The sequence below is a fragment of the Pseudoalteromonas sp. 4NS20-0020 genome, from assembly GCF_057554385.1.
Genome location: NZ_BAAJMI010000003.1, coordinates 698,046 through 711,146 on the forward strand (window position 1 = coordinate 698,046; position 13,101 = coordinate 711,146).

At 37.6% G+C, this 13,101-nt stretch carries 14 protein-coding genes; 5 read left to right on the forward strand and 9 right to left on the reverse strand.

Annotated elements, in window-relative coordinates; translation table 11 throughout:
- Window positions 1-41 precede the first annotated feature (41 nt).
- A complete protein-coding gene (gene lepB, locus AC27JL_RS10335) occupies window positions 42-692 on the reverse strand; it encodes a signal peptidase I (protein WP_487195566.1) in 651 nt (216 codons plus the stop codon).
- Between the two features lie 167 nt (window positions 693-859).
- Here lepB and AC27JL_RS10340 point away from each other — a divergent pair, with 167 nt between their 5' ends.
- Window positions 860-1,357: a fasciclin domain-containing protein gene (locus AC27JL_RS10340; RefSeq protein WP_006792193.1), complete on the forward strand. Its 498-nt coding sequence runs from the start codon at window positions 860-862 to the stop codon at window positions 1,355-1,357.
- A gap of 75 nt (window positions 1,358-1,432) precedes the next feature.
- Here AC27JL_RS10340 and AC27JL_RS10345 read toward each other — a convergent pair whose 3' ends face one another.
- The 3 genes from AC27JL_RS10345 to aceK form a co-directional block, all read right to left on the reverse strand.
- Entirely contained in the window at window positions 1,433-1,684 is a 252-nt protein-coding gene (locus tag AC27JL_RS10345) for a DUF2999 family protein (RefSeq protein WP_008131476.1), read from the reverse strand.
- Window positions 1,685-1,753: 69 nt separating this feature from the next.
- Window positions 1,754-2,716, reverse strand: coding sequence for a zinc-binding dehydrogenase (locus AC27JL_RS10350; RefSeq protein ID WP_487195567.1), 963 nt, complete (start codon window positions 2,714-2,716; stop codon window positions 1,754-1,756).
- Window positions 2,717-2,770: 54 nt separating this feature from the next.
- The gene (gene aceK, locus AC27JL_RS10355) at window positions 2,771-4,546 is read right to left on the reverse strand and encodes a bifunctional isocitrate dehydrogenase kinase/phosphatase (protein WP_487195568.1); all 1,776 of its coding nucleotides are present in this window, start codon (window positions 4,544-4,546) and stop codon (window positions 2,771-2,773) included.
- A 117-nt stretch (window positions 4,547-4,663) separates the two neighbouring features.
- Between aceK and AC27JL_RS10360 the strand changes: the two genes are divergently transcribed.
- Both AC27JL_RS10360 and AC27JL_RS10365 read left to right on the forward strand, forming a co-directional pair.
- Window positions 4,664-5,611 carry a LysR family transcriptional regulator gene (locus AC27JL_RS10360; RefSeq protein WP_487195569.1) on the forward strand — a complete coding sequence of 316 codons (948 nt, stop codon included), beginning with the start codon at window positions 4,664-4,666 and terminating at the stop codon, window positions 5,609-5,611.
- Between the two features lie 521 nt (window positions 5,612-6,132).
- Window positions 6,133-6,570, forward strand: a complete 438-nt coding sequence (locus AC27JL_RS10365) for a hypothetical protein (RefSeq protein WP_006792199.1) — start codon at window positions 6,133-6,135, stop codon at window positions 6,568-6,570.
- 12 nt (window positions 6,571-6,582) lie between these two features.
- Here AC27JL_RS10365 and icd read toward each other — a convergent pair whose 3' ends face one another.
- Window positions 6,583-7,851: an NADP-dependent isocitrate dehydrogenase gene (gene icd, locus AC27JL_RS10370; RefSeq protein WP_058429008.1), complete on the reverse strand. Its 1,269-nt coding sequence runs from the start codon at window positions 7,849-7,851 to the stop codon at window positions 6,583-6,585.
- A 184-nt stretch (window positions 7,852-8,035) separates the two neighbouring features.
- Here icd and AC27JL_RS10375 point away from each other — a divergent pair, with 184 nt between their 5' ends.
- The gene (locus AC27JL_RS10375) at window positions 8,036-8,836 is read left to right on the forward strand and encodes a M61 family metallopeptidase (RefSeq protein ID WP_058429009.1); all 801 of its coding nucleotides are present in this window, start codon (window positions 8,036-8,038) and stop codon (window positions 8,834-8,836) included.
- A gap of 40 nt (window positions 8,837-8,876) precedes the next feature.
- Here AC27JL_RS10375 and AC27JL_RS10380 read toward each other — a convergent pair whose 3' ends face one another.
- Window positions 8,877-9,428 (reverse strand): dienelactone hydrolase family protein, encoded by a 552-nt coding sequence (locus tag AC27JL_RS10380; protein WP_058429010.1) that lies wholly within the window; start codon window positions 9,426-9,428, stop codon window positions 8,877-8,879.
- A 661-nt stretch (window positions 9,429-10,089) separates the two neighbouring features.
- Between AC27JL_RS10380 and AC27JL_RS10385 the strand changes: the two genes are divergently transcribed.
- Entirely contained in the window at window positions 10,090-10,923 is an 834-nt protein-coding gene (locus tag AC27JL_RS10385; RefSeq protein WP_039036843.1) for a transporter substrate-binding domain-containing protein, read from the forward strand.
- Window positions 10,924-10,983: 60 nt separating this feature from the next.
- On the opposite strand, the gene AC27JL_RS10390 is transcribed toward AC27JL_RS10385, so the two are convergent.
- The 3 genes from AC27JL_RS10390 to AC27JL_RS10400 all read right to left on the reverse strand — a co-directional run bounded on the left by AC27JL_RS10390 (window position 10,984) and on the right by AC27JL_RS10400 (window position 13,095).
- The gene (locus AC27JL_RS10390; protein ID WP_058429011.1) at window positions 10,984-11,562 is read right to left on the reverse strand and encodes a YceI family protein; all 579 of its coding nucleotides are present in this window, start codon (window positions 11,560-11,562) and stop codon (window positions 10,984-10,986) included.
- A 1-nt stretch (window position 11,563) separates the two neighbouring features.
- Window positions 11,564-12,115, reverse strand: coding sequence for a cytochrome b (locus tag AC27JL_RS10395; protein ID WP_006792206.1), 552 nt, complete (start codon window positions 12,113-12,115; stop codon window positions 11,564-11,566).
- 155 nt (window positions 12,116-12,270) lie between these two features.
- Window positions 12,271-13,095, reverse strand: a complete 825-nt coding sequence (locus AC27JL_RS10400; protein WP_058429012.1) for a segregation and condensation protein A — start codon at window positions 13,093-13,095, stop codon at window positions 12,271-12,273.
- Window positions 13,096-13,101: the final 6 nt, after the last annotated feature.

Here is a 13,101-nt window from a genome sequence, read left to right on the forward strand (position 1 = left end):
ATCAAATACTTAATACTCTGTTCAAACAAATCTAAATGCACTTAGTTTAAAGAGAGCAGTACACGCTCTTTCCTTGGTATGTAGTAATTATCGTAATCAAGCGAAACAATGACCTTATTTGCTTTTCCGAGTAGTTCACCACGAGGGATTAAACCAATTACGCGAGAGTCTGCGCTATTGTCACGGTTATCCCCCATTGCTAAATAGTAATCATCTGGAATGGTGATCGTTTCAAAGCCAGCTAATTGGGATGGTACATTTGCTATCCTAATGGTGTGCTTCTTACCGTTTAATATCTCTACTTTATCAACCGAGTCGATATTATTTTGCACATGTTCGTAGTTAAGCTTTTTGCCATTAATAATTAATTCGTTATTTACTAAAGAAACGGTATCACCAGGCACACCAATAACACGTTTAATTAATCGGTTATCTGCCGCTTGTGAGTCGAATACAATAATGTCCCCTGTCTGTGGCTCGTTAATTTTAAGCAAAGAAATATGCGTAAAAGGCACTCGTAAGTCGTACGCCATTTTGTCTGTTAAAATTCTATCTCCTTGCTCAATTGTAGGTTTCATTGAGCTCGTAGGCACTTCATACCAGTCAGCTACTGCACTTCTAAACACACTCATTAAGGCAATAAATACAATGAGTGAACGATTATTTTTCCAAAATTTATAAAGCACTTTCATAACTGCTCCCTTTAATTGATCAAGTAATGGTATGACCTAACAGCGCTTTAGCAGTTCAAAAAAGGATGTAACAAAAGATGTTTGACCAAAAAACGTTTTTGATCGATTAAATTTTCAGCAGCGTAGCATCTTAGGAATTTAGCAAATATTACTTAAAGGAAACTAACATGTTTAAGAAGATAACCACCGCAATTTTAATTACCGCCGCAAGCATAGGGTTTTCATTTTCTGCGCAAGCCAACCATCATGGCATGAAGAAAGATGTGGTTGATGTTGCGGTTGAAAATGGCTCGTTCACAACACTTGTTGCAGCCGTAAAAGCAGCCGGTTTAGTTGATACTCTAAAAGGCAAAGGGCCATTCACTATTTTTGCACCAACTGATGCCGCTTTCTCAAAGTTACCTGACGGTACCGTTGAGATGCTGTTAAAGCCAGAAAACAAAGAGAAGTTAACGGCAGTGCTAACCTACCATGTTGTCGCTGGAAAAATAATGGCAAAAGAGGTGGCTAAGTTAGATAGTGCCAAAACACTCCAGGGGCAGTCGGTAATGATTAAAACAAACATGGGTGTGATGGTAAACGACGCTAACGTGATGATGCCAGATGTTAAAGCAAGTAATGGCGTAATCCATGTAATTGACACTGTTCTTCTTCCAAAAGAATAAGCAGCAAAATTTATGTACAAAAAAAGAAGCATAAACGTAAGCTTATGCTTCTTTTTAACGAATACTTAGACCTTATTACTGATTAAGCTTTTCTTTCGCTTCTTTTACTTTTTCAAAGTCTAAACCTAACTCATCGGTGGCTTCTTTGATTAAGTGAGGTTGTGTCATAACAACAGCCATTAATTGCTGAAGCTTTTCAGGCGGTATGCCAAGCTCCTGTACAAGCGCCATAGCCATCATTGGGTTTTGTGTAAACGCCTCGAATAACGCTTTTACTTTTTCATCACTTACATTATGTTCTTTTAAAATTGCAATTATTGGATTCATTTTTAACCTTGGTTTTATAATAACGTGTGTATGACTGAATTATATGGGCATAACGTGTAAAATAAAGCGTTATTCTACAAGCAATACGACTTTACCCGCATTTTCGTTGCGCTCTAATATTGCATGTGCCTCTTGAGCCTGTGTCCATGGCAACGTTTTGTACACATTAAAGTCATAGTTTTTAGATGCTATGTCGTTGTAAAAGCGTTCTACTAAGTCATCTCTTAGTTGGCGTTTAAAATCAATACTGCGGTTACGAAGGGTTGACGCATGAAACGAAATCCTTTTACGTAAAAGGGCTGCAAAATCAACCTCAGCAAAACGCCCATCTAAAAAGGCAAGCATAATTATTTGGCAATCCATGGCAGCAACTTGTGCATTTTTGTTTAAATAACTGCCTGCAACGGGATCAACAATTACATTAGCGGTTAAATTACGGCTTTGCATGTAATCTACAAAGTCTGTGTTTTTGTAGTTAATTGTATGATCTGCTCCCAGCGACTTTGCGTGCTGGCATTTTTCATCAGAACCTGCGGTTATAACAACAGTTGCCCCTGCACTTTTTGCCATTTGAATAGCGGCACCACCTACGCCACTGGCCCCTGCATGTATCAATGCCGTTTGCCCATGTTGTAGTTTGCCAAGCTCAAATAATGCACCAAAAGCAGTTAAATACACCTCGCTGATGGCTGCACCTTCAACCATAGTTACATCATCGGGTAGTTCCATTAATTGTTTAGCATCTACGGCAACATATTCGCTATAAGCGCCACCTGCACACAGTGTAAAAATGCGTTTATCGAGCCAGCTTTTATCAACTTCGTTACCTAGCTCTACCACGGTGCCTGCACACTCTAAACCTAAAATTGGGCTGTCACCTTTTGGGGCTGGGTACTTACCTTGGCGTTGCATACAATCAGCCCGATTCACCCCAATTGCAGCCACTTTAACAAGCACTTCATGATTTTTTAGCTGCGGTTTACGGGTATCACTCAGTGCAAGGTTTCCGCTTTCATGGGAAATATATTTCATTACCACTCCTTTGCTTTAACTACAGTTGTACTTTAAACATGGGGGTAATTATTTCTATTTAAACCGCCAGCTTTGCTTGTAAGGGTAAACATCAGGTAAAAAACCATTTTGTATTTGCTGCTGGCACTGTTGCCAATAGGTTGTTGTAAATAAGTCACTGTGGTGGGTGTTAAAACACTCAAATGCATGAGCATTTGCGCTAAAAAAAACCTTAAATTGGCTGGGAAATATATCGTTTTCATCAATATCAAAATAAGAATGACTACTTAACTCCTCTAATGCATTTTGTGTTTGAGGTACATCTCTAAAATTACACTGAGTTAGTGGGCAAATCTCATCAAAGTCGTAAAACACAACACGCCCCCAGCGAGTAACGCCAAAGTTTTTCATTAGCATGTCACCTGGAAATATATTCGCCCCAGCTAAATCTTTAATTGCTTTTCCATAATCAAGCATTACATGGTCCAATGCGTGTTTATCGCAGTGGTTAATATATAAATTAAGAGGTGTCATTTTTCGTTCAACATACACATGTTTTAAAATAAGTGCCTTGCCCGATATAACTAAACTGCTGCCAATATGTGTTTTCATCTGCGTTAATAGTTCTTCACTAAAGCGGCTTAAATCAAACGCTAAATACCTAAATTCGTGGGTATCTACCAATCGCCCTACTCGGTCGGCTTGCTTTACAAAGTTATATTTTTCTTTTACTTGTGCTTTAGTTGCGGTTTTTGGTGCACTAAATTTATCTTTTATTACTTTATATACGTAATCTGAGCCTTCAATAGTAAATACCAGCATAACCATGCCAGGTGTACCAGGTGCGTTTATATATTTAAAACTTGCGGGGCTATTTTTAGTGGTGTCGACCTTGTAGCGGTAAAACTCGGTTTTAGCGTGTTTAATAAAGCCAATAGCGTTAAATAATTCAAAACGCTTTTTATGCGGCATAAGTACACTGAGGTAATCAACATAACGCGCGGGTTGGTCTGTATCTACCATAAAATAAGTACGAGCAAAGCCAAATAATAAACTTAATTGATCGGCGCCCATCATAATCGCATCTATTTTTAAGCCTTTTTCGGTGTTTAAAATGGCAATAGCAAACGGCATATTATCGCCATTTTTAGCGATACAACGGCCAATCAAATAACAGGCTTTATTTCTAAAAAATAACGAGTTTGCGTATTCAATAAACCCGTCGTTTAAATTTATCAGTTCATAGACCTGCTTACATTGATGCTTAGCACCTTGCATTAGGGTTTGCTTTAAACGCTTTAAATCGGCATTTAATTGGCAAAATGGAACTCTAAACATTTGCGTAGTAATAAGCTGTGAAATTGCGGTTTCAAACCCATTTTGAAGAGATATTCTACTTACTAAACTTTCAAATGAGCGTGGTTCACTTCGGTATTTGGCTTTTAATACGAATAAATGCACTGTACGAATTTTTTTATCGTCCCAAATAGCACCAAATGTTGAATTAAAGAATGTATGCGCAATGGGTTTATTCTCATGGTGCTCAACCATATCCCCATAAATGTTTTTAGCTAGTTGCCATGTGTGTGGGCAGTCTAGTTCTTGATAAGCAATTATTTTAACCGCTTCACTCACATTTTTTACTTGGCGCTCATAAACTTGTAACCGATCGCGCATTGCACGTTGTACATCATGATATTGGCGCTGCTCAAACCGACTTTGTGCACCAAGTGTTATATTTAAAAACTCAGCAAACATCGCATCAAACCCTGCAAATACAGCACGTGCAAGCTTAGTTGCAATCACCTTTTGAAGAGCATTATTTGAATCATCGATTAACGTATTTGGCATGTTAACAACACTTATATTTTTACCCGTTATGGCGGTTATTTTTTATTAATTGTTTACACCTTAGCAAGCAGGCTTTAATTTAGATAATTAATACAGCAAATAAATAAGATTGATCTAATGAATATACGTAACGTCGATCTCAACCTTCTCGTCTATTTAAACGTGCTTATAGACGAAAAAAGTGTGTCTAAAGCCGCCAATAAATTAGCGCTAACACAACCGGCAATGAGTAATGCATTAAAGCGATTACGCGATTTATTTGAAGATCCGCTTCTTGTTCGCGCTGCAGGGTCAATGACCCCAACAGCTAAAGCACTCCTGCTTAAACCCGAAATAGAATCATTATTAAAAATGGCTGAAGCAATTACTCAGCCCAGTGAGCAATTCAACCCCGCTACGGCTGAAATAACCTTTAGAATAATGGCAAACGACTACTTAGAGTCAACGTTAATTGCGCCATTTATAACAGCGCAATTAAATAAAAATCCGAGTATTAATTTTGACGTTTTAAGCCCAAGCGATGTTAACCTACAAGACATGGAAAAAGGCACCATAGACCTTGCTATTAATCGTTTTAACGGATTACCGCGATCGTTTCACCAAGCCACTGTATGGCGTGATAACTACTGCTGTTTAACACACCCCAAGAATACTTTTTTACAAAACGCCACGCTCGATGATTACCTCAAAAAAGAACATATTTGGGTAAACCGGGCTGGTTGGGGCCCTGAAGCTGCAGTAACTAATAAGTCAGGTAAACAAAAATTAGGCTGGGTAGATGAAGCACTCTGGCAGTTAGAGCAAGCACGTAAAATTAGGGTATTTACCCGCCACTACATGATTGCCAGTTTACTTTGTCAATCAGAGCAACTGGTGGCGACATTACCACGCAGGCAAGCTAAGCTATTAACAACACATACTAACTTAGTAATAAGTCCACCCCCGTTTCAAATAGTGCCTATTGAGGTAAAAATGATATGGAGCCCACTGCTTCACCATGCGCCAGCGCATCAATGGTTACGCCGCGAAATGCTTGAGTTCGCTAAAACAGTAGCAGATAGGTAAATTTTAAAATATCTGTAACGTGTTTCGGATAATACTGAAAAAATCTAAAAGCACACATTCAATTTGCTAGTAAATACATACTAAAAATAACGGGCTCGGTGAGAGGTAAGAAAAACACAACGTTTAAAAACTAATTTTTCAATAAATAAAACATCGAGACACTCACTTTAATAAAGTGAGTGCCTCGATGTTTTGCTTTGGAGTCGTATAAGTCTTAGCAAGGGGAGTAACCTTACTCATTAATAATTTGCAAAGCCGATACCATGTTTTTTATTTTAAATTAATTCAATAACTTAACAAACAACCCTATACTCCTTCTTCTGAAATTTGTACCACTTTTGTGCATTTATTTATTTTTTGCACCAAATTAAATAAAAAAAGAAGCCGATAAATTTAGCGTAAATTAAATGAATAAAACTTAATATTGATCTAATCAATATCAGTTATTGAAAACAACAATTTCATTAATAATACAGTTAGCGCTAGAGTGAAGTTAAGCCAACAAACTAAGAGTAATTATTATGACAACAGCTTCTTTCACACGCCAAGACGGGTTATTCATCGACGCTAACTTACATCAATTCATTGAAGAGCAGTTATGTTCTAAAGCAACATTACAAACAACTGATGTTTATCAAACACTGGCAACATTAGTTGATGAGTTTGGGTGTACTTGTCGTAAAACTAAACATCAACCAAACGATGTACTTGAAGTACAAACACTATTAAACGCTTACCAACTGCAAAACCATCCGCACTGTCATGTGGATGCGCAAACAACTGAAGCGGTACTTGATGAATATTGCTGCCAGGTTCCTGCAATCATTGTTGTTGCTTTAATGGATACGCTTAGTGGTACACAATGCGATGAACCAAATGCACACGACATCTACCATCGTGCCGCACAGTTAACTAATCGCCCATGCGTGCACACAGTTAAAACTGCCTCAGCAGCTTAATAATGAATGTGTTTAAAAGTGCTCGATAACTTTATCTGCAAAGTCTGTGCAGCTTAAGGTTGTCGAGTTATGAGTTTTTGAAGTATCAATGCCTTGCTGGGTTAAATCAAAAGTAACATACCCACTTGCTAATGTATTTTCTAGAGCATTTTCAATAGTTAATGCAGCCTCATCCCATTTCATAAATTTAAGCATGAGTACTGCGCTCAAAATACTACTGCTTGGATTCGCTTTGTTTTGCCCTGCAATTCGCTCAAATGTACCATGAGTAGGTTCAAAAAAAGCCACATCATTATTCAAGTTTGCCGCAGGCATAATACCTACACCGCCCACTTGAGCGCTGAGCATATCGGCTAAAAAGTCCCCATTTTGATTCGTAGTTGCCACTACATCAAAATGCTCAGGGTTCATTAAACATTGTTGCAGCATGTTATCGGCAATGACTTCTTTAATTATTAGAGGCGCCTGCCCTGCACGCTCAATTTTCAGCCAGCGGCCATTTTCGTGCTCAATTGCATTAAATTCCTTTTTGGCGAGTGCAAAGCCCCATCGTTTAAATGCCCCATCTGTAAACTTAAGCACATTGCCTTTATGAACAAAAGTGACAGAATCTCGATTATTATTAAGGGCAAAATTAAGAGCAAAACGTGTTAATCGTTCAGAGCCTTCTTTGGATATATTTTTTATACCTATGCCGCAATCTTGTGAAAACCTAAGGCGCGTTACCCCCATTTCTTCACATAAAAAGTCGAGCATTTTTTCACTTTCAATGCTGCCTGCTTGCCACTCAATGCCCGAATATACATCTTCGCTACTATCACGAAGAACCGTAATGTTGGTTAAAAAAGGATTTTTTAAAGGAGAAGGCAAAGCACTAAACCCTTTGATAGTGCGCATATTTACAAATAAATCCATTTCTTGACGTAAAGCAACATTTAAAGAGCGGAACCCTCCGCCCAAAGGCGTAGTTAATGGCCCTTTTATTGCTATTTTACAGGCTCTTACTGCTTGTATTGTTTCTTGTGGAAACCAATCACCATCGTAAAGCTTGGCTGCTTGCTCACCATTAAACACTTGCATCCAATGTATTTTTCGCTTGTTTTCGTAACAGTGTTTGATAGCGCAATCTACAATATTTCGCATAACGGGCATAACATCTTGCCCAACACCATCTCCATTAATATAGGCAATAACAGGCTCTGAAGGAATAACCCACTGCCCTTGCTCATCTACCGTTATATGTTGCCCTTGCTCTGGCATTTTTATATGTTGGTATTGCATCATTAAAGCCTATAAATCAATGTATATGGTCGATTAAAGCATGTTAATTAGGGCGTGTCTTTAATTGCCTTTTTATAGTTGGTATCAGTTTAAAAAATAACAAATACGATGTGCTTATGTAGTTAAAAGGATGGTCTTATAGCGTGTACGGTTCGTATTAGTTTTTAAATATAGAGGGGTTTTAATGAAATTATTGTGGACGTTGCTATTTTTATACTCTTTAAACATCTACGCTCTTGAGGTTGACATACACGAGCTAGACTCGCTGTCTAAAAGTGGCCAGCAAGTTGTCTCTACCTGGATTGATCAGAGTGTAAAAAAAACTGAAAATACGCTTGGACCTTTAAAGCAAACTACCTTGCCTATTTATTTAAAGCCGCAATATTTTGCATTTGAGCCTGTACCATGGGCAACGGTAAAGCGGAGCAATCCCGATGGGGTTGAACTTCATATTGATAGATACGCTAGTTTAAATGCATTTACTAAAGACTGGACCCTATATCACGAGCTATCGCATTTATATTTACCGCTTTTCCCCTACTCTGCTTTTTGGTTAAGTGAAGGGTTTGCCAGTTATATGCAAAACGTAATTATGCGAGACAGCGGTGTAATAACCCAAGCGCAATTTGTTCAACGATTAGATGCTGGGTTTAATAGAGGTAGACTACAAAACAAAACCAAGTCGCAGCCCTTAAGTGAGCTTTCTGCTGATATGTGGAATCAAGGTGCACAGCAACGAGTATATTGGACAGGCGCTGCATTTTTTGTTGAAGCCGATTTAGCACTCCACCAGCAAGGTCAAACCCTTGCTGAGATAATAAAAGCCTATCAGCTATGCTGTAGAACAGCGCGTTCAAGTGCTAAAACGTTTATCAAAGACCTAGATAAACTCTCACGTAGTAGTATTTTTACTTCTTTATATGCAGAATATAAAAACCGCTCTGACTTTCCAAACATAACTAAAAAATTAATAAACACACTTTGAGCTATATTGATTTTAAAGTTAGGCGTCTATCACCAAGATGCTAAAAATCATTTGAAGTTAAATAGTTACAAAAGTATTGATAAGCCTGTTCATTATAATTTAAAGAACGCTTATTCATAAATCCATGACAATAATCTGTTGGTTTGCAAATTACGTTTTGTTTTTTATTAAGCTCATTAATAACAGCAGTAACATCAAAGTGCACCTCATCGTAAGGAAAAATAAACTCACAGGGTACACTTGCGTCTAAATCTAAGTAGTTTCGTATTTGTGATGGATAAAAACCAACCACTTTTTTAAGATGTGGATTGCTTGTTAATAACTGGGCTCGCCATGCGGCACTAGCCCCTGCACTAAAGGCAATGCAAATTGTTGGCTCTGTAAGTCTATCAAATTGTTTATGCAGCATTGCCGTATACACGTTGTGGCCACATGCTTTTATAAAATTTTCATAGTTAAGTTCTTCATTTTCAATAGCTTGCTCTTGCCCACTGTAAGGTTCAACAAGGGTGTACTGAGTGTTTAATGTTTTACAAAAGTCATGTAAAGCCGGTGTTTTTCCGTAAATATCACTCACTATTATGTAATGCATACGATTCCCTTTTGGTGTAATTCAAAGTATTTAACCCAGTTGATAAAGTCTACACTACAAAAACTATACAAATAACTTGCGAGCATAATTTATTTAGGTTACATTCCCTCTCTGGTTTTAAGAAACCACTGCGGTTAACCTATTTACCCTGATCCAGTAAGCCCCGCACAACGTATATTTGAAAGCTAAGTTATTGTACGGCGAGTACCCCTTAAATAATACCGAGATGAATTTTACAATCATCGTAAAAGTGTCATAAAGATCGTCAACACTGTAATGAAGCTAAACACAACATCGTTAATTTATTGACTGCAATCTGCTATAAAAAATAGCGCAGAATAAATTACAAGAATAAAGTGAGTTTTATTATGTCTTATAAATATAACGGATCTATGATCCAAATAGCACATCCTGTGCAATCAATTTCAGTTAATAAACATCGTGTTATCTTTAGTGATACACAAGGGTTAAAAAACGCATTGTTTCAAAAAGCTAGCGATGCGCGTCAATTTGTTAAGTGGCTAAAAGTTAGCTAAGCAAAGCTATATCGCAATCCCATGCGCGATAACACGTAATATTATGCCAGCCTTGTTGCTGGCATTTTACTTTTTAATACTTAAGTGTTAAAACAATAATCCAATTACATTCGTTGGTTACTGCAATGTTACGTGTACTTTTCACTCTTTTATTTTGTTGCTCTCTAACTTCAGTTTGTCATGCTCAAACAATTAACTGGTTAACCAACGACTTTGCACCTTACTATATATTAAATGGTAAGTATCAGGGCCAAGGCCGCGACGAAACAATCATAAAATTACTCGAAGACCAACTACCTCATATCAAATTCAATCGTGTTGTGGTGCCTGCAAGTAAGCTAATTCAAACCCTTTCTGATAAAACGAATGACGCGTGCGTACTTTCTCTTTATAAAAACGAAAACAGAAAGCAACAAATGGTATTTACACAAGAAAGCTCTACTGTTGGTTTATCTCCCTCTGTTGCACTACATAAAAAGCTAGCAAATGCGCTATCGCTTAAAAACGACGCTGAGGTGTCTTTGTATGATTTACTACAAGAGAAAAAGCTAACATTAGGCGTGTCTTTGAGTCGCTCTTATGGGGAGGCTATCGATAGTATAATTAACTCAACGCCCGATGTTGACATTGTTATTCGCCCTACCCGAGATAGCTTAGCTAGTCTTACCTATATGCTTAACTTAAAACGCATTGATATTTTACTTGGCTACCCAAGTGAACATTTTTATTTAGCTAAATCTATGAACTTTCAAGATAACTTAACCCAAAGACCATTAACTGAAGCACCTGCGTTAAGCTATGGTTTTATAGGTTGCACTAAAACCGAGCAAGGGATTAAAAATATTGCTTTGCTAAACAAACACCTTAAAGTAATCAAACAAACTGATGCATACATAAATGCCTTATCAAAGTGGTTGCCCGAGCATTTAAAGCCATTGCTAAAAACAAGAATGAACTAAGCAAAAAAAACGCCACGTAATGTGGCGCTTTCAAAGTTAGTTGTATAATTACAACCCTGCTTATTTACGAATACCTTCAATAAATAACCCAATATCAACATGAGTCGATGCAGGTCCTAAATTATAGTTAATGCCATAGTCACTTAATTTAAGGCTTGTTTCGCCTTCAAATCCAACACGGTAACCACCCCATGGGTCTTGACCTTCACCTATTTTATCTATTTCAAAGGTAATACTTTTTGTCACACCATGTAATGTAAAGTCACCAGTTACTTTGCCTGAATCATCGTTGTTAAATGTAATGTTAGTACTTTTAAATGTAGCCGTTGGGTATTTATCAACATTTAAAAAATCTTTACCACGTAAGTGCTTATCTCGCTCTGCATGGTTAGAGTCAAGACTGGTTGTATCTATATTTACCATTATTTGTGAAGCATTAGGTTTTCCTGCATCATAATTGAATTCACCGTCAAACGTATTAAAACGTCCATGTAGCCAGCTGTAACCCAAATGTTTTATTTTAAAGTTCACAAAAGCATGCGCCCCTTTTGTATCAATAACATATTCAGCAGCATTTACAGCCGATGCTGATAAAACGAGAGCCGCCGATACAGCCGTATTTAGTAATAGTTTGTTCATTTTAATCTTCCTTCAATGGGGTAATCATTCTTGTTAAAGTTTTATCTTTATCTATAAAATGGTGCTTTAGTGCACCCAATGCATGTAAAACAACAAAACCAATTAATATACATGCACCGTAGTAATGAACTTTTCCTGCTATATCAGCTTGATCATCAAAAACAAAGTCGAGAGCAGACACATTAAACAGGGTAAAAACTTCAATGGGCCTTCCGTCTGCAGTTGAGATCAAATAACCAGCTACCACAATCACAGCTAATAAAATGTACATAGCTATGTGGGCAGTATGTGCTAGTTGATTGACTTTAGTATTTGTACCTAGCGGTTTTGGCTGTTTAGAAAAAACACGCCATAAAATTCTAAAAATCAAAATAGCTGCAAGCGTAATTCCAATGCTTTTATGTAAATCAAGAGAACCTTTGTACCAACTGTCATAGTAGGTAAGTTCAACCATGTATAAACCCAAACCAAATAAGCCAATAACGGTAAACGCCATCAACCAATGCAATATAATGGCAACTAACCCATATGAGAGTGGGGTGTTTTTAAACATAATTAATATCCTGTGTTTTGATAACGACAAGATATAGAAAAGAAGTGCGCAGTAAAATAGCATGTGCAAACAGCTTGTGTGCGTATATGCACATAAATGGTTTACATAGGGGAATTTAGTGGTTAAAGAGAGTGTTTCAGTTTTACTCGAAGCGGCTATTCAGTGAGGCTTACGTATATTAAGCTCTCTTCATTAACTTGCAGGCAAGTAATAAGCCCTTCCTTGATAAGCTCAAGTATAGCTATAAAGCTTACGACAACCCCGCTGCGACCTTCTGATGCTTTAAAAAGTTCGTTAAACACAATTGCACTCTTTGATTTGGAAAGCTGGTGTAATATTTGGCTCATGCGCTCGCGGGTTGATAACACTTCTGCTGTTATTTGATGATGCTCAAAGGTTTTAGCTCTCGCCATAACGTCACTTAAGGCAAGCATTAAATCTTTGAGTTCTAATTCGGGTAGGTTTTTGCTTGTATCGTCGTTAATGGGCATTACCGCATGAGCAACGAAAATATCACGGCCAACACGAGGTATATCATCCAAATTTTCAGCTGCTTTTTTAAACTGCTCGTATTCTTGTAGGCGTTTAATTAGTTCAGCACGAGGGTCTTCCTCTTCTTCGAGCTCTTCGTGAACAGGAAGAAGCAGCCGTGATTTTATTTGCGCTAACAATGCCGCCATGACTAAATACTCACCAGCTAGCTCTAATTGAAATTCGCTCATCATTTCAACATAGCTAACATATTGTTCTGTAATACTAAATATTGAAAGCTCAAGTACGTCAAGCTTATGTTTTTTTATTAAATAAAGAAGTAAATCAAGCGGCCCTTCAAAGGTTTCTAAAATAACTTCAAGTGCGTCGGGTGGAATATATAAGTCTTCAGGTTTATCAACAACGGCCTTTCCATGCAAAAAAGCCAGTGGCAGATTTTGCTGCACTGGCTCATCAATTACTGGTGGAAGTTTAGTCGTTGAAGCCACGTTTAA